Source organism: Amycolatopsis sp. Poz14 (assembly GCF_006704225.1).
GTDB classification, from domain to species: Bacteria; Actinomycetota; Actinomycetes; order Mycobacteriales; family Pseudonocardiaceae; genus Amycolatopsis; species Amycolatopsis nivea.
Map to the genome: position 1 here is coordinate 7,907,540 of NZ_JACLHD010000001.1, position 21,901 is coordinate 7,929,440.

At 70.9% G+C, this 21,901-nt stretch carries 22 protein-coding genes; 14 read left to right on the forward strand and 8 right to left on the reverse strand.

What is annotated here, in order from left to right; translation table 11 throughout:
* The first annotated feature begins 20 nt into the window (after nucleotides 1–20).
* The gene (locus FKO37_RS36655; protein WP_238607479.1) at nucleotides 21–677 is read left to right on the forward strand and encodes a maleylpyruvate isomerase N-terminal domain-containing protein; all 657 of its coding nucleotides are present in this window, start codon (nucleotides 21–23) and stop codon (nucleotides 675–677) included.
* Here the strand turns inward: FKO37_RS36655 and FKO37_RS36660 are convergent.
* The 3 genes from FKO37_RS36660 to FKO37_RS36670 all read right to left on the reverse strand — a co-directional run bounded on the left by FKO37_RS36660 (nucleotide 674) and on the right by FKO37_RS36670 (nucleotide 3,583).
* The gene (locus FKO37_RS36660; RefSeq protein WP_238607480.1) at nucleotides 674–1,669 is read right to left on the reverse strand and encodes an LLM class flavin-dependent oxidoreductase; all 996 of its coding nucleotides are present in this window, start codon (nucleotides 1,667–1,669) and stop codon (nucleotides 674–676) included. The two genes, FKO37_RS36655 and FKO37_RS36660, sit on opposite strands and share 4 nt — an antisense overlap.
* A gap of 306 nt (nucleotides 1,670–1,975) precedes the next feature.
* Nucleotides 1,976–2,368: a DUF6221 family protein gene (locus FKO37_RS36665; protein WP_134666391.1), complete on the reverse strand. Its 393-nt coding sequence runs from the start codon at nucleotides 2,366–2,368 to the stop codon at nucleotides 1,976–1,978.
* Between the two features lie 192 nt (nucleotides 2,369–2,560).
* A complete protein-coding gene (locus tag FKO37_RS36670) occupies nucleotides 2,561–3,583 on the reverse strand; it encodes a DNA polymerase domain-containing protein (RefSeq protein WP_238607481.1) in 1,023 nt (340 codons plus the stop codon).
* Between the two features lie 37 nt (nucleotides 3,584–3,620).
* On the opposite strand from FKO37_RS36670, the gene FKO37_RS36675 reads away from it, so the two are divergent.
* From FKO37_RS36675 to FKO37_RS36720, 10 genes are all read left to right on the forward strand, one after another.
* On the forward strand, nucleotides 3,621–4,295 hold the full coding sequence (locus FKO37_RS36675; protein ID WP_037819040.1) for a TVP38/TMEM64 family protein: 675 nt from the start codon (nucleotides 3,621–3,623) through the stop codon (nucleotides 4,293–4,295).
* Between the two features lie 165 nt (nucleotides 4,296–4,460).
* Nucleotides 4,461–6,053 (forward strand): serine/threonine-protein kinase, encoded by a 1,593-nt coding sequence (locus FKO37_RS36680; RefSeq protein WP_238607482.1) that lies wholly within the window; start codon nucleotides 4,461–4,463, stop codon nucleotides 6,051–6,053.
* Between the two features lie 50 nt (nucleotides 6,054–6,103).
* Entirely contained in the window at nucleotides 6,104–6,409 is a 306-nt protein-coding gene (locus FKO37_RS36685; RefSeq protein ID WP_238607483.1) for a hypothetical protein, read from the forward strand.
* Nucleotides 6,410–6,428: 19 nt separating this feature from the next.
* The gene (msrB, locus tag FKO37_RS36690) at nucleotides 6,429–6,857 is read left to right on the forward strand and encodes a peptide-methionine (R)-S-oxide reductase MsrB (RefSeq protein WP_037819046.1); all 429 of its coding nucleotides are present in this window, start codon (nucleotides 6,429–6,431) and stop codon (nucleotides 6,855–6,857) included.
* 112 nt (nucleotides 6,858–6,969) lie between these two features.
* The gene (locus FKO37_RS36695) at nucleotides 6,970–7,878 is read left to right on the forward strand and encodes a TIGR04222 domain-containing membrane protein (RefSeq protein ID WP_238607484.1); all 909 of its coding nucleotides are present in this window, start codon (nucleotides 6,970–6,972) and stop codon (nucleotides 7,876–7,878) included.
* 98 nt (nucleotides 7,879–7,976) lie between these two features.
* Nucleotides 7,977–8,924 (forward strand): TIGR04222 domain-containing membrane protein, encoded by a 948-nt coding sequence (locus FKO37_RS36700; protein WP_238607485.1) that lies wholly within the window; start codon nucleotides 7,977–7,979, stop codon nucleotides 8,922–8,924.
* A gap of 18 nt (nucleotides 8,925–8,942) precedes the next feature.
* Nucleotides 8,943–9,770 carry a TIGR04222 domain-containing membrane protein gene (locus FKO37_RS36705; protein WP_238607486.1) on the forward strand — a complete coding sequence of 276 codons (828 nt, stop codon included), beginning with the start codon at nucleotides 8,943–8,945 and terminating at the stop codon, nucleotides 9,768–9,770.
* Entirely contained in the window at nucleotides 9,763–10,566 is an 804-nt protein-coding gene (locus tag FKO37_RS36710; protein WP_238607487.1) for a DUF692 domain-containing protein, read from the forward strand. The genes FKO37_RS36705 and FKO37_RS36710 overlap by 8 nt, the downstream gene beginning before the upstream one ends.
* Nucleotides 10,563–10,889, forward strand: coding sequence for a hypothetical protein (locus FKO37_RS36715; protein WP_238607488.1), 327 nt, complete (start codon nucleotides 10,563–10,565; stop codon nucleotides 10,887–10,889). Before FKO37_RS36710 ends, FKO37_RS36715 begins: the two co-directional genes overlap by 4 nt.
* 101 nt (nucleotides 10,890–10,990) lie before the next feature.
* Nucleotides 10,991–11,770 (forward strand): TIGR04222 domain-containing membrane protein, encoded by a 780-nt coding sequence (locus FKO37_RS36720; protein WP_238607489.1) that lies wholly within the window; start codon nucleotides 10,991–10,993, stop codon nucleotides 11,768–11,770.
* A 748-nt stretch (nucleotides 11,771–12,518) separates the two neighbouring features.
* Here FKO37_RS36720 and FKO37_RS36725 read toward each other — a convergent pair.
* Genes FKO37_RS36725 through hemE form a run of 4 tightly spaced genes read right to left on the reverse strand, consistent with a single transcriptional unit; the run spans nucleotide 12,519 to nucleotide 17,120 of the window.
* Nucleotides 12,519–13,886 (reverse strand): CoA transferase, encoded by a 1,368-nt coding sequence (locus FKO37_RS36725; protein WP_037819060.1) that lies wholly within the window; start codon nucleotides 13,884–13,886, stop codon nucleotides 12,519–12,521.
* Nucleotides 13,887–13,892: 6 nt separating this feature from the next.
* The gene (gene hemQ, locus FKO37_RS36730) at nucleotides 13,893–14,585 is read right to left on the reverse strand and encodes a hydrogen peroxide-dependent heme synthase (protein WP_238607490.1); all 693 of its coding nucleotides are present in this window, start codon (nucleotides 14,583–14,585) and stop codon (nucleotides 13,893–13,895) included.
* A 46-nt stretch (nucleotides 14,586–14,631) separates the two neighbouring features.
* The gene (gene hemG / locus FKO37_RS36735; RefSeq protein ID WP_238607491.1) at nucleotides 14,632–16,041 is read right to left on the reverse strand and encodes a protoporphyrinogen oxidase; all 1,410 of its coding nucleotides are present in this window, start codon (nucleotides 16,039–16,041) and stop codon (nucleotides 14,632–14,634) included.
* A complete protein-coding gene (hemE, locus tag FKO37_RS36740) occupies nucleotides 16,038–17,120 on the reverse strand; it encodes a uroporphyrinogen decarboxylase (protein ID WP_238607492.1) in 1,083 nt (360 codons plus the stop codon). The genes hemG and hemE overlap by 4 nt, the downstream gene beginning before the upstream one ends.
* 665 nt (nucleotides 17,121–17,785) lie before the next feature.
* Here hemE and FKO37_RS36745 point away from each other — a divergent pair.
* The 3 genes from FKO37_RS36745 (at nucleotide 17,786) to FKO37_RS36755 (ending at nucleotide 21,081) form a co-directional block, all read left to right on the forward strand.
* Nucleotides 17,786–18,349: a DUF3000 domain-containing protein gene (locus tag FKO37_RS36745; RefSeq protein WP_037819065.1), complete on the forward strand. Its 564-nt coding sequence runs from the start codon at nucleotides 17,786–17,788 to the stop codon at nucleotides 18,347–18,349.
* Nucleotides 18,350–19,021: 672 nt separating this feature from the next.
* Nucleotides 19,022–19,738 (forward strand): response regulator transcription factor, encoded by a 717-nt coding sequence (locus FKO37_RS36750; RefSeq protein WP_033291604.1) that lies wholly within the window; start codon nucleotides 19,022–19,024, stop codon nucleotides 19,736–19,738.
* Between the two features lie 71 nt (nucleotides 19,739–19,809).
* A complete protein-coding gene (locus FKO37_RS36755; RefSeq protein ID WP_238607493.1) occupies nucleotides 19,810–21,081 on the forward strand; it encodes a ribonuclease D in 1,272 nt (423 codons plus the stop codon).
* A gap of 35 nt (nucleotides 21,082–21,116) precedes the next feature.
* Here FKO37_RS36755 and FKO37_RS36760 read toward each other — a convergent pair whose 3' ends face one another.
* The gene (locus tag FKO37_RS36760; protein ID WP_238607494.1) at nucleotides 21,117–21,881 is read right to left on the reverse strand and encodes an IclR family transcriptional regulator; all 765 of its coding nucleotides are present in this window, start codon (nucleotides 21,879–21,881) and stop codon (nucleotides 21,117–21,119) included.
* Between the last annotated feature and the right edge of the window lie 20 nt (nucleotides 21,882–21,901).

Genomic DNA, 21,901 nt, shown 5'->3' on the forward strand with positions numbered 1-21,901 from the left:
GTGATCGCTAAAGTGCCGTCGTGGACCTCTTCTTCCGCTCCTGGAACGCACTTCAGAACGCCGTGAAATCGCTCGAAGGCGGGCAGTGGCTGGCCCCGTCGGGATGCACCGGCTGGCTGGTGCAGGATCTGGTGTTCCACCTGGTCATCGACGCGCAGGACATCCTGATCACGCTCGCGACCCCCGCCGAAGGCGAGCCGACGCACACCGCCGCGCAATACTGGGAACTCGGCACCGACCTGCCGACCGGCATGGACGAAGAAGGCCTGTTCACCCGCCGCGCGGCGCTCAGCTACGGCTCCACCGCCTGGCTGGCGCACCACTTCGACGACCTCGCCCAGGCAGCCGGACGCGCCGCCGCGCTCGCGGACCCGGCGTCGAAGGTCGAAACCCGCGACTACGTGCTCACGGTCGCGGACTATTTCGAGACCTACGTCGTGGAAGCGACGTTGCACCACCTGGACCTCGTCATGCATCTGTCCGGAGTGGACGGTCCAGACGCAGACTGCCTGGCCGCGACCCGGCGAACCGTCGAAACCGCGCTGGGTTCACCACTTCCGGCAGCGCCGGACGACCAAGCCGCGCTCCTGGTAGCGACCGGCCGCCGTGCCGCGACCGACGAGGAAAAAGCGGCGCTGGGGTCGCTGACGGAGAAGCTGCCGATCGTCCTCGGCTAGACCGAAAGCCGTTCCGCCGCAGTCAACTCAGCAAGCGCGGCAAACGATTCGACGCGCGCCGCCGGGTCGTAAGTGCTGGTGCTGACGAGCAACTCGTCCGCCCCGGTCGAGTCGACCAGATCCGCGAGACGTGCGCCGACCTCGTCCGGGGTGCCGCTGATCTGCCCGGCCAACGTGTCGTCGAGACGACGGCGTTCACGGTCGGTCATCGGCAGCGCCAAAATCTCGTCCGCAGGCGAAAGCGGCGGGAAAACGCCATGGCTGCGCGAGTACACAGTGGACCAAGCCTCGGGCACCAGCAGCCGCCGAGCCTCCTCCGCGGTGTCCGCCACCGCGACCGCTGTCGACACGACGACATAGGGATCGTCCACATCGGACCGGAACGTTTCGCGGTACCGCGAAATCGCCTCGACCATCGCACGCTGCCCATGGGCCGGAGCGATCACCAGCGGCAACCCGAGCCCAGCGGCCAACTCCGCCCCCGCACCAGTCGCAAGCAAGAACACCGGCACCGACAACCCCTCGGCCGGGATCGCGTGTACCCCGTCGTGCTCACCCCGGAAGAACGCGAGAAGCTCGCGAACCTGCCCGTCGAAGCCGTCGGCCGCGTCCTTGCCTTGGCCAAGCACACGCCGCACCGGCTCGATGAACCCGACAGAACGCCCGATCCCGAGATCGATCCGCCCGGGAAACAAGGACTCCAGAATCCCGAACTGCTCAGCAACCACGAGCGGCCGATGGTTGGGCAACATCACGCCCCCGGACCCGACCCGGATACGCGAGGTCGCAGACGCAACGGCGGACGCGAGCACCGCAGGCGAAGACCCGGCGACCCCAGGTACGCCATGGTGTTCGGAAACCCAGAACCGGTGATAGCCGAGAGCTTCGATGTCACGCGCGAACGCGACCGTGTCCCGGATCGCCTGCGCGGTCCCCCGCCCTCGCCGCACGGGCGACCGGTCCAGCACAGAAATCGGAACGTCCACGCCCACGGCAACGCCATCCGGACAGCGCGAATTCCCCCGCCCCCACGACCGCCGTGAGGGCCACCCTCACAGCCCCAGATTCCCTCAGGGTTCCCCTCACGGCCCTAAAACCGCAGCCGGTGCACCCAACCATCGAGGCACCCACACCTCCCCCGCACCCCGATACGAAGCTCATCTGCGGTCGGTGGGTGCTTGTCAAGGCATCTTTCCCGCCTTGACAAGCACCCACCGACCGTCAGCACAATCAAACTTCGGGGTGCCCCACGCAACCCTCAAAAGCAATGTCGCCGCCAGGCGACGAGTCGAGCCCGCTCAGGGCCTCCACCGCTCGCTGTAATCCGGATGATCCGCATACGGCAACGCCAGCAACCGCAACGTCAAACACCAATTCGACCCGGCCTCGTCCGCGGGCACATGACAGGTCTCACACCAATACTCGCTGCCGTACAACGGAAACCCAGGCACCTTCTCCGACACCGTGGTCCGATGCGCGAGCATGATCCGCCGCGTCGCCTCGATCTCGTTGATCATCTGGTTGACCACGTCGAGTTCGAGGTCGCCAAGGGAGCGGACCCGCTCCTCGAGCCCGACCTTGGCCTCGCCGCGGTTGAGCGACTCGCCGGCCTTGCCCTTCTGCACCGCCTGCATGATCAGCGCCTGCCGCTGTCCGACGCGCGCGGCCAGGAACGCGATCAGGTCGTCCACGACGTCTCCCTCCTCCGGTCCCGGCTCCCCTCCGGTTCCGGCAATAGTCGCACCTCGACCCCGGCGCGTTACCGCTTAGCGGTGCACCTCACGGTAATCGACCTCGGAAAAACCAGTACGACCTGCGGAAACATTCGCGAAATTCCCCGCAATGTTGATCACCGAGAGTGAACACGCCCGGCGATCGGACGATCACGCCTGGTCGGATCGGGCCTTGCTCGGCTGCACCCGCTTCGGTTCGCCAGGCATTTTCGGATAGTCCGGCGGGTATGGCAGTTCCGCACCGCCGAGGTCGCGGTCGTCGCGCTCGTACCACTCCAGCAGCGTCTCCAGTCCGAACGCCTTCTCGTCCATCGGCGCGTGGAGGTCGCCGTGCTCAGCGAGGAAGCCGGGGACGGTCAGGACGTCGAAGTCGTCCGGGTCGACGTCGGCGAGCAAGTCCCAGGTCAGCGGGGTCGACACGGTCGCGCGCGGGGTGCCGCGCACTGACCAGGTGGAGGCGACCGTCCGGTCCCGGGCCGCCTGGTTGTAGTCGAGGAAGACGCGGCCGCCGCGTTCCTCCTTCCACCAGGACACCGTCGCTTTGTCCGGGATCCGCCGTTCGACCTCGCGGCCGAGCGCGATCACCGCGTGCCGCACCGCGATGAAGTCCCATTCCGGGCGGATCCGCACGAGGACGTGCACGCCGCGGCCGCCGGAGGTCTTCGGGTAGCCGGTGAGCCCGGCGTCGGCGAGCACCTCGCGGACGACGCCGGCGACCTCGACCGCGTCGGCGAACCCGGCGCGCTCCGGCGGGTCGACGTCGATCCGCAGCTCGTCCGGATGATCCAGGTCAGGGCGGCGGACCGGCCACGGGTGGAAGTCGAAGGTGCCGAGGTTGGCCGCCCAGGCGAACACCGCGGGTTCGGTCGGGCAGACCTCGTCGGCGGTGCGGCCGGACGGGAAGGTGATCCGCGCGGTCTCGAGCCAGTCCGGCGCACCCTTGGGCACGCGCTTGGCGTAAAACCACTCGCCGGTGACGCCGTCGACGTAGCGTTTCAGCGTCGTCGGCCGTTCGCCGATCGCGCGCAGCAACGGATCGGCCACGGCGAGGTAGTACTCGACCACCTGCCGCTTCGTGATGCCGCGTTCGGGGAAGTAGACCTTGTCCGGGCTCGACACCCGGACGGTGCGCTCCCCCACCTGGTACTCGACCGGATCGCCGTTTTTGGCCATGCGGCCACCGTAGCCGCGAGTGCCGTACCGTGGCGGGGTGTCCGGGAGAACCAAGCTGATCGCCGCCCTGGTCGTGCTAGCTCTTCTCGGCGCCGCCGCGCTGTGGCTGCCGATTCCGGGACCGGCGCAGCTGCGCACCTGGGCCGCGGAGACCGGATCGATGACTCCGCTGGTGCTCCTCGTGGCTTACTCGTTGCTCACCGTCGCGCCGATCCCGCGCACGGTGTTCAATCTGGCCGCCGGTTTGCTCGTCGGCAGCGTCGCGGGGGTGGTCATCGCCTTGGCGGCCACCACGATCGCCGCCGGGCTCGCGTACGGGCTGGCCCGGCTGCTGGGCCGCGACTTGATCCTGCGGCACCTGCACCGCGCGCCGGTGCGGGCGGTCAACGACCGGCTCTCCGACGGCGGCGTGCTCGCCATCACGTCGCTGCGGTTGATCCCGGTCGTCCCGTTTTCGGCGATGAACTACCTGTGCGGCGTTTCGTCCGTGAAACTCGTTCCGTACCTTGCCGGAACGGCGCTCGGGAGCGTCCCCGGAACCATCGCGGTGGTCGTTTTCGCGGACGCGCTGACCGGCGACACGCCGCCCGCTTTGCTGGCTTGCTACGCGGTCTTCGCCGCGCTCGGCGCGGCAGGATTGGTGCGGGTGCTGCGGAAGCGCGTCCCCGCCGCCGAGCCGGAGGCCCCCGTGCCGTCGGCACCGGCTGGCTGACGGCGGGCAGGTACTTCCGACCGCTACACTCGTTCGGGTGCGCGAGGGGTATCCGCGCTGCGCACGACCACGATCACGGGACTTTCGTCAGGAGCGGGCGTCATCGACACCGGGCAGCTGATCGCGGGGCACTACCGCCTCGTCGAGCACATTGGTAGCGGTGCCATGGGCGTGGTGTGGCGTGCCGTGGACGTGCGCCTGGAGCGGTCGGTGGCGATCAAGCAGATCCTGCCGCAGCCGGGCGTCTCCGAGGCCGAACGCGACAACATGCGCCAGCGCGCGATGCGCGAGGCGAAGAACGCGGCCCGTTTCCAGCACCCCAACGCGATCGTCGTGTTCGACGTCGCCGAGCACGGCGGCGACCCGTGCCTGGTGATGGAGTACCTCAACGGCCCGAGCCTGTCCGCGGTGCTGTCCGAACAGGGCACACTGCCGGTCGGCCAGGTCGCGCGGATCGGCGAACAGGTCGCCGCGGCGCTCGTGGCCGCGCACCGCGCCGGGATCGTGCACCGGGACGTCAAGCCCGGCAACATCCTCATCGACGAAACCGGCACCGCGAAAATCACCGACTTCGGCATCTCCCGCGCGGCCGGCGACATGACGCTCACCCAGACCGGCCTCATCGGCGGCACCCCGGCGTACCTCGCCCCCGAACTGGCCCGCGGCGCCGACCCGGTGCCCAGCTCGGACGTCTTCGCCCTCGGCGCGACGCTCTATCAGGCGATCGAGGGGCAGACGCCGTACGGCAACACCACGAACCAGCTCGCGCTGCTCTACGCGGCGGCGAACGGCCAGGTCAACCCGCCGACGCAGGCCGGTCCGGCGACCGCGTTGCTGATGAGCCTGCTGCGCAGCGAGGCTTCCGAGCGGCCGAGCATGGCCGAGGCACGGGAGCGGCTGGCTCAGCTGGCGACCGGGGAACCGGCTGCGCCGCAGCAGTTGCTGTCGGGGAATCGCGGTCCGGGGAGTAACGGGTCCCGTCCGCCGTGGGCGCGTGCGAGTGCTCCGGCGGCGGCTGCCGCTGCCGCGCCGAAGGCTCCGTCGAACCCGCCTCGGACGCCGACTGCGGCGTTCATGCCGATGGGTGCGCCTTCGCGTCCCGCTCCCCCGGCGAACACTCCGCCGCGTCCGCAGCCCGCTGTGCGGCCTACGCCGACTGCTGCTGCGCCGAACTACTCCGGCGCTGGGTCGGGGGATCGGGTTTCGCCTGCTGCGGCGCGGAAGAAGAAGATGGCGTTCCTCGCTGGCGGTGCCGCGGCGGTCGTTGCGGTGGCGTTGGTGGTGTTTCTCGTGTTGAGCAGCAGCCGGGACAAGGGCGGGGCTGCGTCGAACGCGCAGCCGCCCGCGCCGAACTCCTCCGCTCCGGCGTCTCCGTCGAGCACGCCGAGTTCCTCTGCACCGCCGGTCAAGTCCAGCGGGAACGTGCAGTGGCAGCCCGCAGGCGACCGGGTCATCAAGTTTTACGAGGCCGCAGGATCGCCTGAGGCGTGGGCCATGCTGACCCCCTCGGCACAGGCGGTTTTCGGCGACCAGGCCGCTTTCGCCTCTTACTGGTCACAGAACGAGCTGAGCGGCTACAAGAGCGCAAGCGTTTACAAACGCCAAAATAACCCGGACGGCTCGGCCGACGTGCAGATCCTGCTCACGCCGAAAGGCGGCGCGCAGACGCCGAAGGTCGTCCAGGTCATCGCCACGGAGGACGGCACGCTGATGATCAACAGCGACCCTCGGCTCGGAAGCGGCGCGCCCGCGCAGTGACACTCGCCGCAGAGGTGGGTCCAGCGGGACGAATAGCCTACCTTTGAAGCATGGCCGAGAACGGAGCTCTGCCGCCGGGCTGGAATACTCGGTTCCACGAGGATCTGGTCGGGCTGGATCCGTACGACCCGGAGGCCCGTGCGTTCGCCGCCCATCTCGACCGGATGGAGCGCACCGGGCCGACTTTCACCGTCGAGGCGTGCCTGGACCAGGTCGCCGACTTCGCCGAGTCCAGCAACCGCACCGGCGGGCTCCGCTACTGGGTGTCCGCGCTGGTCGTGGTGCTGATCGTGCTCGGGCTGCTGGTCACCGCCTGGGACATCGCGCTGCACACGGTCGCTTTTCTCTCCAGGTAACGTGGGAAGGGTGAAAGGTATGAAACCCGTCGTCGGCACCACTCCGCGCGTGGTGAAGTCCGACCAGGAATGGCGGGAGCAGCTTGCCCCCGAGGAGTACGCGGTGCTCCGGCAAGCCGGCACCGAACGGCCGTTCACCGGCGAGTACACCGACACCAAGACCACCGGCGTGTACGAGTGCCGGGCTTGCGGCGCGGAGCTGTTCCGCAGCGACACGAAGTTCGAAAGCCACTGCGGCTGGCCGTCGTTCTACGACCCGGCGGACTCCGACGCGGTGCTGCTGCGCGAGGACCGCACCATGGGCATGCGGCGCATCGAAGTGCTGTGCGCCTCGTGCCACAGCCATCTCGGGCACGTGTTCGAGGGCGAGGGCTACGCGACCCCGACCGACCAGCGGTACTGCATCAACTCGATTTCCCTGAAGCTCGTCGAGGACTCCGGCGACTGACGCCGAGGTCCGCTGAAACCGCCCTTCCCGCTCCCGGGGAGGGCGGTTTTTCGTCCGGCGGCAACCCCGGGCAGGCGGGTAACGTGGTTTGTTCATCCGGAGGGGGACCGTGATGGACTGGACGATCGAACGCGCGATGCCGGCCGCGCTGATCCTGGTGCTGGCGCTGGTCTGCTGGTGGCTCGGACGGCGCACCGCCGCCCGGCTGCACCTGGGCAGGCATCCCGAAACCCGGCTGACGTCCGCGGCTCAGGTCGCATTGCTGACGAACGGACCGTTCCGCGTCGCCGAGACGACGGTCGCCTCGATGCTGGAGCGGGAGCAACTGCGCGCGGATTCCGTGGGACGGCTGTATCGCACGCCCACCGAGCCGTCGGACGCGCTGAGCAGGGAAGCTGCCGAGCTGACCGGCACGGGGGTCGGGATCGCGACGGTGCTGCGCGGTCTCGTCTGGGGCGACACGGTCCGCGAACTGGTCGACGACCTCACCAAGCGCGGACTGCTGGTCGACGGCCAGGCGCTGCGCAAGGCGTGGAAGTGGACCGCGATCGGAGAAGCGGTGCTGGCGGCGGCCGGTGTGGCGGCGTTCGTCGGCGGGCTGAACGGCTATGTGCTGGTTTCCGTTCTGCTGCCCGCGTGGTTCGTGTTCGCCGCGCTGTCCCGTCGCCGGGCTGCCCGGCGGATCCGGCCGACCGACGCCGGACGTGAAGCAGCCGAAGCGGCGTGGCCGGATCAGAGCCTGATCAGCGGGCTGACCGGGAGCGTCGCGGTCGGCGGACTGTCGAACCACCCGGATCGCGAGCTGCGGGTCGCCCTGCTCCGCGGTCTCCCGGCGACCCGTCGGGCGGGGGCGGCCATCGCGGGAGCCGCGGGCGGGTTCGCCGGACCGGCGGGGTACTGGGCCGCTGGGACGGGCTGCGGGTCTGGTTGCGGCGGCGGAGCGGGCTGCGGCTCCGGATGCGGCGGTTCCGGGTGCGGGTCGGGATGCGGCGGCGGGGGCTGCGGCGGCGGGAACAGCTGAGCCGGGAACGAACCGGACATCGAGTGCGTCAGTTCTGCCGACAGCCTCCGGCGACCGGCCGGTTAGGGTTCCGGCAACGCTGAAACGAGGGGGAAGCCGTGGACGAACCGTGGGGTATTTCCGGCCCGCAATTCCTGCTGATCTTCGGCCTGGCGCTGGCCGTCGTCCTGCTGGCGCAGATCAGCTGGCCGTCGATCGCGCGGTCGCGGCGGCAGAACGCGCCCGCGACCGTCGACGCGCCGCTGCAGCCGGACGTCTACCAACTCGCGTACCTGGCCGGCGGCTCGGACCGCACGGTCGACACCGCGATCGCGACGCTGCTGGAACAGGAACTGCTGCGGGTGAGCAGCAAGGGCAAGCTGAGCGCGATCGGCAAGCGACCAGCTCGCAAGAGGCTGGAACGTGCGGTGCACGACGCCGCGCAGGGCGGAACGGCGACCGTCGCCATGGTGCGCAAGTCGCCGGCGGTCCAGCCGGAAGTGGAGAAGATCCGCGCGGACCTCGAACGACGCGGGCTGCTCGTCGCCGGCGACGGACTGGACGGCTTCCGCGCCGGCATCGTGGCCGCGTACGCCGTGTTGCTGCTGATCGGGATCATCCGCGCGGTCAACGGCGCGCAGCTGGACCGGCCGATCGGCGGGCTGATCGGGTTGCTCGTCGTGGCCGGGACCCTGACATTGATCGCTTACGCGGTCCGCAAGGGCTCGAAGACCTCCCGCGCCACCGACGCAGGCCACGCGATCGTCGTGCGCGCCCGCGAAGACGCGAAGGCTGCCGAGGAGCGGCCTGAGGAGTTCGCTGCCACGAACCGGAACGGCAACGGGGCGTTGCTCGTCGGCGCCGCGGCGGTGGTCGCGCTCGGCGGAATCGCGCTGTACCCGGACGAGGAGATGAGCACAGCGCTGATCAGCGGCGGCGGCAGCTGGACCGGGGGCGGCGGGTCGAGCGGCGGATCGTCGTGCAGCAGCGGCGGTTCCTCGTGCAGCAGCGGGTCTTCGTGCGGCGGAGGCAGCAGTTGCGGCGGCGGGGGCGGCTGCGGCGGATAACCGAAGGAGGGAGGCGCCGTGCACGAGCCTTGGGGAATCTCCGGCCCGCAGTTCCTGGCGGTCTACGGTTCCGCACTGGCCTTGACGCTGGCGGTGCAGCTTGTCTGGCCGCTGCTGCGCCAAGCGCCTGCGGACATGCACCGTCCGCTCGACGTCTACCAGCTCGCCTGCCTCGTCGGCGGCCCTCACCGCACGGTCGACACGGCGATCGCGGCGTTGCTGGAGCGCGGGCTGCTGCGGGTCGACAGCAGGGGTCAGCTCACGGCCGTCTCCGGAGCGCCGACGGGGCCGGTTGAGCAGGCGGTCTACGAGGGCGTGCGGAAGCGGCCCCACACGGCTTCGACGCTGCGTACGGCGGAAGCGGTCTCCGCGCCGGTGCGGAGCATCGGAAACGACCTCCGCAAACGCGGTCTGGTTACGGTCGCCTCCGCATCCTTCGCGACCGGAGTGGTTCTGGTCTACGCCGCCCTGTTCATAGTCGGTCTGGTGCGCTCAGTGAACGGCTCCGCGCTGCACCGGCCGACTGCGGGATTGAACGTCCTGCTGGCCATCACCGCGATTCTGACGGTCCTGGCGGTGGCCGGCCGCAGGCGGCCGAAAGTCCGCCCGACCAAAGCCGGGCGCGCGCTGGTCGTCGCGGTGCGGACCGACCCAGTGACGCAGCGGGCGCAGTCCGGCGCGCTGCTGTTCGGTGCTGCTTCGCTGGTCGCGCTGGGCGGGTTCGCGCAGTACCCAGACCATGCGACAAGCTTGGCGTTGACGAGCGGTGCGGGAACGTCGTCCGGCGGTGGATCGTCCTGCGGCGGTGGCAGCGGGTGCGGAGGCGGAGGTGGGTGCGGTGGCTGACCGGTTGGGGATCGGCATCGGCTGGCGGCCGGAACTGGACCTGTCGATCGCGCGGCTGCCGGGCGTGGACTGGGTCGAGGTGGTCGCGGAGAATCTGCACGCCCCGCACCTGCCGGAAAGCCTGCTGGCGTTGAAGGATCGCGGGATGCCGGTGCTGCCGCACGCGGTGTCGCTGTCGCTGGGCGGGGCCGAGCCATTGGACACCGCGCGAGTGGAGCACCTGGCCGAACTGGCGCGCGCTCTCGACGCGCCGCTGGTCAGCGACCACGTGTGCTTCGTCCGCGCGGGCGGGCTCGACTCCGGCCATCTGATGCCGCTGCCGCGCTCGCGTGCGGCGCTGGACGTGCTGGTGGACAACGTCCGGCTCGCACAGTCCATTGTGGACGTACCGTTCGCGCTGGAGAACATCGCCGCGCTGCTGGAGTGGCCGGACAACGAGCTGACCGAGGAACAATTCCTCACCGAGCTGACCGAGCGGACCGGCTGCCTGCTGATCATCGACGTCGCGAACCTGTATGCGAACGCGCGCAACGTGGGCACCGATCCAGTGGCTTTCCTGGACGGGATTCCGTGGGAACGGCTCGCGTACGTGCACATGGCGGGCGGCGTGGAGCGCGACGGGGTTTACCACGACACGCACGCGCATCCGGTGCTGCCGGAAGTGCTGGAGCTGCTTGCCGAACTGCGCCGTCGCACGGATCCGCCAGGCGTTCTCCTGGAGCGCGACGACGACTACCCCACCGATTCCGAACTCGCCGCCGAACTGGTCGCGTTGCGCAGCGCGGTGACGTTGTGAGCCGGGAAGAACTGGCTGCTCGGCAAGCTGCGTTGCTGGACTGCTTGCTGACCGGGGCCGAGGCGCCGTCCGGCTTCGATGCCTCGCGGTTGCGCATCGAAGCGGACGTCCTGCTCGCCAAGCGACGGCGGCTGGTGGCTTACCTGCGGCCGGACCTGCCCGAGGCGCTGGGCCCGCGGTATCGGCCATTGTTCGACGCGTATGCGGCGGAGCGTCCGAAGACGACTTCGATCCGGGCGCGCGAGTATGCCGACGCGTTTGCGGAGTGGCTCATCGCCCGCGGTGACCTGCCCAAACCTCGGCGCAGATGGTTCCGGCGCTGAGCCCGTTCGGTTTTTGTCGGTGGTGCTGGCTACGCTGACGACATGTCTGGTTACGGCGGTGTTATCCGATCTCTGCCGAGCCGGGAGGGAGGGAACCTGTCGTGAACGGATTCTGGGCCGCGGTGAGCCCGATGCTGCTCGTCTACGTCGCCACCGCCGCGGGTTTGGCGAGCATTTTGGCCACTGGCAAGGACAAGCTGGCCACACAGGCGTCCGCGCCGGAGTCGGCCGCCGTGCCGCGCGATGTCTACGACGTCGCGTACCTGGCGGGCGGGCGGCCTCGGCTGGTCGAGGCCGTGATCGCGACCCTGCTCGCGCGCGGCCAGTTACAGGTCGGGTCGCTGGGCGAGATCGTCGCCGCTGGTCCGCCGCCAGCGTCGCCGCCGCTTGAGCAAGCCGTGCATCAGGCGGCTGGTCGCGGTCGTCTCGCGTCGTGGGTCGCGCGGTCGTCGGTGCTCAAGCCTTCGATCCGGTCGCTCGAAACCGATCTCGTCCGGCGGCGGCTGGTCAGCAGGCGCAGGCCGTTGACGGGTCTCGGGTACACGCTCACCGCGGTAGCCGTGGTTTTGCTGGCGGCCGGGGTGGGACGGACGGTCTACGACGTGGGCCGGTCTCATCTGAACGCCATGGTGGTGCTTGTTTTCGGCGAGGTGGCGCTGACGCTCTGGCTCTGTCTCGTCGGCAGTCAGCGGATCACCAAGAAGTTCGGCGAACGGAAGGTCAGTTCGCTGCCGCCGACGACTGCGGGGGCGACGGTCCTCGCGCGGGCCGAACAGCAGGCCGCTGCGGGTGGCGGCGCAGGACCGGCTGAACTGGTCGCGGTGGGCGGGCTGGCGGCTTATCCGGACAAGCGGGTTACAGGAGGGCTTATGCCGATTTAGCCGCTGCTTCACGGGCGGCGTTCGCTGGCGGTGCTACAGGAGGCTGGGGGTGGGCACGGCAGCGCTCGCGTGACCGGCGTGCGAGCCGGGACTGGCGGGACGACCGCAGACCTGGGCGCGCGGGAGCTGGCGGTGCTCGCTGGACTGGCAGGTGTCACGCGAGGCTGACAAGGCGCTCGCCGGACCGACGCGACACTCGCGGGGCCGACGGCGCTCACCACACCGGCGGCACCACGCGAAACCACCACGGCGCTCTTGCGGAACGCGGCACCCACGAGACCGGTGCAGCACACCGGTGTCCGTGTCGCCAGCGCGGCCGCTCAACGGGTCTGGCGTCGCTTACGAGACCGGCTGAGGCACGACCGGCGACCACACCGGCGATCCGCCCCGGGTCGGTGCGACGGGTGGTCCCAGTGCGGCGGCGCACCCGGCAGCTCGCCGGCCATCCGCACGCGGGTCACCTGGCCGACGTCGCGCACGAGGCCGGTGCAGCACACCGGTGTCCGCGTCGCCAGCGCGGCCATTCGCCGAGGCTAGCGCCGCTTACGAGAGTGGCTGAGGCACCACCGGCGACCACACCGGCGTGTCCGAGCCAGGCCGGTGCGACGGGTGGTCCCAGTGCGGCCGCTCGCCCGGCAACTCGCCGACCATCCGCACGCGAGTCAGCTCGCCGAAGCCGCGCACGAGGCCGGTGCAGCACACCGGTATCCGCGTCGCCAGCGCGGCCGCTCGCCGGGTCCGGCGTCGCTTACGAGACCGGCTGAGCCACGACCGGCGACCACACCGGCGTATCCGCGCCAGGCCGGTGCGACGGGTGGTCCCAGTGCGGCGGCGCGCCCGGCAACTCGCCGGCCATCCGGACGCGGGTCAGCTGGCCGAAGTCGCTGTCGACCGTCTCGAGCACGTCCGTGTAGTCCACTTCGGACGGTTCCGGATCCTTGCGGCCCAAGGAATCCAGCCACCGTCCGGTGCCGGCGAGGGACAGGCGGGCGTGCCAGGTGCCGCCGTCGGTGACTGTGCGGCGGATGGCCGTCATGATGGCGGCGGCGGTGAGCCAGCCGGTGGCGTGGTCCAGTGCTTGCGCGGGCAGCGGCACCGGGGCGTCGGTGGCGTACTCCTCGGCGATGCCGGACGACATCTGCACGAGGCTGTCGAAGCCGCGGCGGCGGGCCCACGGGCCGGTCCAGCCGTATGCCGAGATATCCGCGACCACGAGGCCTGGGCGGAGTTCGGCGAGCTCTTCCGGGCCGAAGCCGATGCGGGCGAGTGCGCCGGGGCGGAAGGTCTGGAGCAGGACGTCCGCGCGGGCGATGAGCTTCTTCAGCTTCGCGCGGCCGCCCTCGGTGTCGAGTGCGATGAACGCCGAGCGCTTGCCCTGGCCGGTGTCCATGGTCAGGACCGGGATTCGCGGCAGGTGTGCGGCACCGACGTGCAGCACGTTCGCGCCGTGCGCTGCCAGCACGCGGCCTGCGACGGGTCCGGCGAGGACGTGCGTCAGCTCCAGCACGCGGACGCCGCCCATCGGACGGTCCGAGTCGAACAGGGTGCGCTTCGGCGCGTCCCCGATGCGGTTCAGTTCGACCAGCGGCAGGTTCGCGACGGCTTGGCCTTGCGGATGGGCCAGCCAGTCCTCGCGCGAGCGCATCAGCGCTGCCGCGCCGCCCGCGGTCACCACGGCGGATTCGACCTCTGCCATGGATTTCGCGGCCACGGTCTTGGTTACGGCTTCACGGGTCGCCGGGACGCCGAGCGCCCAGCAGACCGCCGCTTCATGCCGTGGGGTGTTGCAGTGCAGCTTGATCCAGCCGTCGGCCGCGCGGTAGTCGCCTGCGATCCTGCCCCACGGGCTCGGTCCGGGCTCGCCGTCGATGCGCAGCAGGTGCTCGCTGCGGAACGCGGCGGCGGCGTGCCGGGTGTCGACCGACACCGTGCCTGGGTCGATGCCGCGCAGCCGCAGCAGTTCACCCGCGGACAGGGTGGCCGCGGCGATGCTCGCGGTCGCCATGGCGGGGACCCGGAAGTGTCCGGGCAGCACCGATTCGTCGCCGGTCAAGGACACGGCGGGCAGCGGTTCCCCGGCGAGCGACTGCCAGGCCCCGGCGAGTACGTCCTGCACCGGCGGTTACGGCAGAGCCGCGACGAGTTCGGCGGGCGGCACCTTCGTGCCGGTGTAGAACGGGATTTCGACGCGCACGTGGCGACGCGCCTCGGTGTTGCGCAGGTGGCGCATCAGGTCGACGATCCGGTGCAGTTCGTCGGCCTCGAAGGCGAGGATCCACTCGTAGTCGCCGAGCGCGAACGACGCGACGGTGTTGGCGCGCACGTCCGGGTAGTCCCGCGCCTCCTTGCCGTGGTCGGCCAGCATCTTGCGCCGGTCCTCGTCGGGCAGCAGGTACCAGTCGTAGGACCGGACGAACGGGTACACGCAGATGTACTTGCGCGCATCCTCGCCGGCCAGGAACGCGGGCACGTGGCTCTTGTTGAACTCGGCGGGCCGGTGCAGCGCGGTCTGGCTCCAGACCGGCGTGGACGCGCGGCCGAGCGGCGTGCGCCGGAACCCGGTGTAGGCAGCCTGAACCTGCTCGATCTCCTCGGCGTGCCACCAGATCATGTAGTCCGCGTCAGCCCGGAGGCCGGACACGTCGTACACGCCCCGGACGACGACGCCCTTGGCCTCGAGCCCGTCGAGGTACTCGGCTGTCTCCCGGCCCGCGGCGCCGCGGTCCTCCCCCAACTTCCCCGGTTCGATCCGGAAGACCGACCACGTGGTGTAGCGGATCGTGTCGTTGAGTTCGTTGTAATTCAGCCGCGCCATGACTCCATCCTGGCACTCCTCGCACGGCGATCGCCATGGGGCTCCGTCACACGAAGAGCTGCTCCGCGATCCGCCGGGCAGCGGCGTCGGCCGTGGCCACGCACGCTGGCAGGCCAACGCCGTGCAGCGTGGCGCCCGCCACGGCCAGGCCCGGGACATCTGCGACTGCCCTCTCGATCCGGGTCACCCGTTCCAGGTGCCCCGTGCCGTATTGCGGGAGGCCGCCGCCCCAGCGCGTCACCAGGGTGTCGATCGGCTTCGCGGTGACGCCGGCGAGCCGGGCCAGATCCGCGCGGACCGCTGCGACCAGGGCATCGTCGTCGCCGTTCAGCGCGCCGGGCTCGCCGAACCGGCCGACTGAACCGCGTACCAGCACCGGTCCGGCGTCGCCGAGGTGAGCCCACTTGTTCGACGAAAACGTGAACGCCTTGGACGCGTACGGCACGCCTTCCGCGTCCCGCTCCCCCGCGCCGATGAGGATTCCGGACGCATCCGGCAGCTCCGTGCCGGGCGGGAACGCGAACGCGACGACGGCCATCGACGCCAGTTCGACCTCGCCGAACGCGGTCGAAGCCGCCGGGACCACCCCGTCGAGCAGTTTCCGGGCGGCTGGCGCGGGCACGGCGAGCAGCACCGCGTCCGCATCCGCCGGGCTGTCGGCAGGCGCGTGCGCTGGCGCGGCAGCACCGAATTCGAGACGCCATCCGGACGGCGTCCGCGTCAGCGCGCGGACCGTCGACGAAGTGCGCAGTTCGGCGCCGGAAAGCTCCAGCAACCGGTCGAGCAAGCCTCGCAAGCCTCCGGTGAGGCTGCCGAAAACCGGTGCGGTGCCCGGCGTTTTCGGCAGCAGCGACGACGCAGCTTCGGTGAGCGAACCCGCTCCGCCGTCGATCGCGTTGGCCAGGCCGGGCATCGTCGCGCGGAGGCCGAGGCCGTCGGCACCGCCCGCGTACACGCCGCCCAGCAGCGGGTCGACCAGCCGGTCTACCAGCTCATCTCCGAAGCGTGTGCGCAGCAAGGGCCCGAGCGGGACGTCGCCCTCGCCCAGTTCGACCGGACCTAGCGAGCGTTCCTTCTCGACCGCGCTCCGGCCGTCCTCGGACAGCACGCCCGCGACCGAGTCCGCGGACGCCGGGACTCCCATCACGGTGCCGGGCGGCAGGCTCTGCACCGAACCGCCGGCGTGGATCTTGGCGCGCGCCTTCGTCGGATGGACCAGGCGATCGGCGAGGCCGACCTCCTCGACCAGCGAAACCATCTCGGGCCGCCGGGCGAGGAACGCCTCGGCCCCGACGTCGTAGCTGACTCCGCCGACCTCCGCCGTGCGCAGCTTGCCGCCGATCGCGGACGTGCTCTCGAAAACGGTGATCGTCACCCGGTCGCCGAGCAGCCGGCGCACCCGGTACGCCGCGGCCAGCCCGGAGATCCCGCCGCCGACGACCGCGACGTGTTTCACAGCGAGTGCACCAGGTCGACGACCCGCTTCAGCACCTCCGGGTCGACGCTCGGCAGCACGCCGTGGCCGAGGTTGAAGACGTGCCCGCGAGCCGCGCGGCCCTCTTCGACGATCCGGCGCACCTCGGCCTCCAGGACCGGCCACGACGCGTACAGCAGCGCCGGGTCGAGGTTGCCCTGCACGGACACCTTGCCGCCGAGCCGGTGGACCGCCACGTCGAGCGGGATCCGCCAGTCGACGCCGACCACGTCCGCGCCCGCCTCGCGCATCGCGCCGAGCAGTTCGCCGGTGCCGACGCCGAAGTGGATCCGCGGCACGTCGTACTCGCCGGCCACGGCCAGCACCCGGGTCGAATGCGGCAGCACGAACTCGCGGTAGTCGCGCTCGGACAGCGCACCGGCCCACGAGTCGAACAGCTGCACCGCGTCGACGCCCGCGTCGAGCTGGGCGCGCAGGAACGTGACGGCGATGTCGGCGAGGCGCGCGGCGAGGTCGTGCCAGACCTCGGGCTGCGAGTGCATCAGGGCTTTGGTGTGCTCGTGGTTGCGGCTCGGGCCGCCCTCGATCAGGTAGCTGGCCAGCGTGAACGGCGCGCCGGCGAACCCGATCAGCGGCGTTTCGCCGAGCCGCTCCACCAGCAGCCGGACGCCCTCGGCGACCTTGCCGACCTGCTCCGGTTCGAGCTTCGGCAGCGCGCGCACGGCGTCCGCGTCGCGCACCGGCGAGGCCACGACCGGGCCGGTGCCGGGGACGATGTCGATGTCGACGCCCGCCGCCTTGAGCGGGACCACGATGTCGCTGAACAGGATCGCCGCGTCGACGCCCAGCCGGCGGACCGGCTGCATCGTGATTTCGGCGAGCATCTCCGGGTCGAAGCACGCGTCGAGCATCGGGACGCCCTCGCGCAGCGCGCGGTACTCCGGCAGCGAACGACCGGCCTGGCGCATGAACCACACCGGAACGTGCGCCGGCCGCTCCCCGCGCGCGGCGGCGAGGAAGGCCGAGCCGGGCAGGGCGCGACGGGGCGAAACGGACGGGGCGCCGACGGGCGCGGACGAAACCTGAGGCACGAACCCCATGGTCCCACGCGGGCCCGACAGTCCCGGGCCGCCCCGTGTCCAACGCGCCCAGCCCCCGGCGGTGCGTCTTCCGCGGAGCGAGAGTCCGCCCAGCACAGCGCCGCCGAGCAGATCCGCGAGGGGAACCCTGGGGGACGCGCCCAGACCCGGCGCTGCGTCTACCGCAGACCGAAGGTGCGCCCAGCACAGCGCGCTGATCAGGTCCGCGAGGGGGACTCTGGAGACGCACCCAGCCCCAGCGCAGCCCCTACCCCAGAACGAGGGTCCGCCCAGCACAGCACGGCTGAACAGATACGCGAGGCGAGCCCTGGGGGAACGCGCCCAACCCGGCACCGCATCTACCCCAGAGCAAGAATCCGCCCAGCACAGCGCAGCACCTACCCCAGAACGAGGGTCCGCCCAGCACGGCGCGCTGATTAGGTCCACGGGGGGAAACTCTGGGGAATCCACGAGGGGAACTCTGGGGAATCTGATTCGCTCTCCCCGCGCAAGGGAAGCGGAGGGCAGCCGGAGCCGTCCCGTGGTCTGATTCCGTCACGGACCTCTACACGCCGCGGCCCACGCCGCGAGGCGGAGGGCAGTCGAAGCGGTCCCGTGGGTCGCGGGTCGGTCTCGCTCGGCGCGCCTGCGTCCGCAACCGGGTGTCGCCGCCCTACAGTCGGAGCGTGACCGCGATGACGCCAGTGCCCGATCTCTTCCGCGAAGCCGTCGCGGCGCTGCAAGCCGTCCGGCCGCGCCCGGAGATCCGCCTGGAGACGATGCGTGCGCCGCAGCGGCTCGCGCCGTGGTCCTATGCGTTGAGCTGCGACGTTTCCGGGCCCGCGGACGTGCTGGCGTCCGGCAGGCTGGTCCTGCTGCACGACCCGGACGGCCAGGAGGGCTGGGACGGCGTGCTGCGGCTGGTCATGTACGTCCGCGCCGAGCTCGACCGCGAGCTGGCCACGGATCCGTTCCTCCCGGCGGTCGGCTGGTCGTGGCTCACCGACGCGCTGGAGGCCTCCGGTGCGTCGTGGAAGGCGCTCGGCGGCACCGTCACCGAGACGTCCTCGGCCCGGTTCGGCGACATCTCCGGTCCGGCCCGCACCGACGACCTCGAGCTGCGGGCGTCCTGGACCCCCACCGACGGCGCGCTCGGGCCGCACGGGCTCGCGTTCTGCCAGGTGATGGCGAGCGTCGTGGGGTTGCCTCCGGTGGGCGTCACGCTGTTCGAGCAGCGGCAGAGTTCCTGATTTCCTAAGTTCACCCGGTCGGGCAGCGTCTCCGCGGCGCTTGCACGCGCACGAACGCGCCTTCCCGGGCGGATCCGGGCCCCCGCGGCGCTCCGGCGGGATCTTCGGCGGGGCTTCCGGGCGTCCGCTCCCGACCGTCCATCGTGGACCGCAGCGGGCGCTGCTCCGGATGCTGCACGTTCGTGGCTGGGCGTGATCACAGGCAGTGAACCCCCGGTAACCAGCTCCGACGCGGTTTCCGGGCCCTTTCCGGGCACTCCGGCCAGGAGCGGGCGGCCGCGCGGCGCGGGCGACAAAACATGAAAGAAAATGATCTTGCCCCGGCCGGGGCGCATTTCCGGATCCGGATCGCGGGGGCGGCGGCCCGGCTCCGCGAGCACCCGCAGGTGCACGGGCCATCTGCACGCCCGTTTCATTGCCGGTAACTCAGGTGCATCGCAGCCCGGTCGTCAGTTGTTAACAAGACTCCGATCGTTAGTCCGATCGTGTTACAACGACCTCGCTGAGTGACGAACTGTTTCGGATAGATACCCATTCGATCCCCCCGCAACGGCGTCCGGACGGCTACAGTGCCTGGGACGACACCACTTTCGGTCTAAAGCTGGCGCGGCTGAACGGCCGAAGGTCCCGGTGCCGGTCGGGGGGCACGACCGACTCCAGGGAGGTAGTGACGTGGCTACCGTCGGCTTATCTCAGGCCGTCCGATCCACGCCAGCCGGCGCCTTGCCGGCGAGCATGGTTCCGCACCCGCGGGAAGAGCTTTTTTCCGTGTTGGTGGTCGATGACCACCCGCTGTTGAGGGAGGCAATCGCAGCACGACTCGCACAAATGGGTGCGGGCACTGTCCACGAAGCCGCCACGGTGGCCGAGGCGAGGGCGCGAGCACAGGCCACCGGCCCGTGCGACCTGGCGATCCTCGATCTCGGACTGCCGGACGGCAGCGGAATCGAACTGGTTACGGAACTCCGTAGCCACGGCTGGCCGCGCGTGGTGGTCCTGGCATCCTCCGACGACCCGTACGCGGTGCGCTCCGCGTTCCAGGCCGGAGCTCAGGCGTACCTGCTGAAGTCGGCGTCGCCGGTGGTGGTCACCGACGGCGTGCGCCGGGTTCTCGAAGGCGGCGTTTACGCCGACCCGAGCGTGGCCCCGGTCCTGGCGACCGGCACGCGAGTGGCGGGCACCGACAACACCCCGCGCGAGCTGTCGGCTCGCGAGGTGGAGGTGCTCCAGCTCGTCGCGGACGGGCAGTCGAACAAGGAGATCGGGGAGGAGCTTTCCCTCTCCGCGCTCACCGTCAAGTCCCACCTGTCCCGCATCGGGCGCAAGCTCGGCACGGGCGACCGGGCGCAGATGGTCGCGCTGGCGATGCGAGCCGGCGTGATCCGCTGACGACGACGAACCACGTCCCTGCGGGGCGGGCGGACCAGGCGCGGTCCGCCCGTCCCGTAGGGTCGTCGGACATGGGAACTGCACAGGCGGACGGAGCCCGGACCGGAGACGAGACCACCGACCCCTCCGGGGACTCCCGAACGCCGGTGCTGCTCAGGGAACCGGCGGAGGGCACCCCACCGGTCGTGGCCGATCCCGACGCGCTCGCCGAGGCGTGCGCGCGGCTCGCCGCGGGCACGGGCGCCGTGGCCGTCGACACCGAACGGGCGTCGGGCTATCGCTACTGGCCCAAGGCCTATCTCGTCCAGCTGCGCCGCGAAGGCTCCGGCACGGTGCTGATCGACCCGATCGCGCTCGCCGACGACCTCGCCCCGCTGCGGGACGTCCTCAACGACACCGAATGGGTGCTGCACGCCGCGTCCCAGGATCTGCCGTGCCTGGCGGAGCTGGACCTGCGGCCGCGTTCGCTGTTCGACACCGAGCTGGCCGGACGGCTGGCCGGGTACGAACGCGTCGCGCTGGGCACGCTCGTGGAGCTGCTGCTCGGGTACACCCTCGAAAAGGGCCACAGCGCCGCGGACTGGTCGAAGCGTCCGCTGCCGATCGACTGGCTCAACTACGCCGCGCTCGACGTCGAGCTGCTCAACGAACTGCGCGCGAAGCTCGAGACCGAGCTGGCCGCGCAGGGCAAGCTGGAGTGGGCGCAGCAGGAGTTCGAGGCCGTGCGCACCGCTCCCCCGCCCGCGCCGCGCGCCGAACCGTGGCGCCGGACGTCCGGGGTGCACAAGATCCGCAGCCCGCGCGGCCTCGCCGCGGTGCGCGAGATGTGGCAGGCCCGCGACGAACTGGCCCGCAAACGCGACCGCGCGCCGAGCCGGATCCTGCCCGACAGCGCGATCGTCAACGCGGTGACCTCCGACCCGAAGACGGTCGAGGAGTTGCAGGCGCTGCCGGTGTTCAGCGGACGCGTGCAGCGCAAGTACACCGCGAGCTGGCTGCGGCACCTCCAGGCGGCCAAAGCGCTGCCGGCGAGCGAGCTGCCGAGCCCGAGCCAGCCCAACGACGGTCCGCCTCCGGTGAACCGCTGGGCCGACAAGGACCCCGACGCCGCCGCCCGGCTGGCCGCCGCGCGTGCCGCGTTGGCCGCGATCGCGGAGGACCGCAAGCTGCCGGTGGAGAACCTCCTGCTGCCGGATTTGGTCCGGCGTACCTGCTGGCGTCCCCCGGCCGATCTCGCGGAGGACTCGGTCGCGGACGCGCTGCGGGCGGGTGGGGCGCGGCCATGGCAGGTCGAGCTGACCGCGGCGGTGCTGAGCAAGGCGTTGCACAGCACGGCTTCCTGACCTGCGCCGGGTGGTTCAGACCTCTAGGTGAGACCTCACGTACGGCGACGCGTCGGTCGGCGGTAGCCGAGCGACCGCGCCACGCCGGTCGCCGTGGTGACCACCGCGGGCACCAGATGGGCTACCGAGGTCGTCTCCCGGCGGCCCACGACCGCGACCGCGGCGGTGACCCGTGCGGTGGCGTCGCGGATCGGGGCGGCGACGGCGACCGCGTCGTCGGCGAGTTGGCGGTCGGCGACGCAGTAGCCGGTGCGGGCGATGTCGGCGAGTTCGGCGCGCAGGGTTTCCGGGTCGGTCGTGGTGTGCGGGGTTTCCGCGGCGATCGGGCTGGTCAGCGCGGATTCGCGGGTGTCGGCGGCGGCGTGCGCGAGCAGGACGCGGCCGGTGGCGGTGGTGGTCGCGGGAAGGCGGCTGCCGGTCGTGGTGAGGATGCCGACGGAACGGTGTCCGGCCAGCCTGGCCAGGAACACGACGTCGGTCCCGTCCAGCACGGACAGGTGCACGTTTTCGCCGGTCGCGTCGAACAGGTCGCCCAGGTACGGCAGGGCGATTTCGCGGATCGACGCCCTGGCCAGCGACAGCGAGCCCAGCTCCCACAGTTTCAGGCCGAGGTGATAGCCGCCGTGTTCGTCGCGGGCCAGCGCTCCCCAGTCGGCCAGCTCGCCGACCAGCCGGTGTGCCGTGCTCAACGGCAGGCTCGCGGACTGGGCGATTTCGGTCAGGGAAAGCACCGGCGTCCGCGGGCTGAAGCAGTCCAGGACCGACAGCAGCCGCGCCGCCGCGGTGGGTCTGGCTTCCATGTGGCGGAAGTCTGATTGAG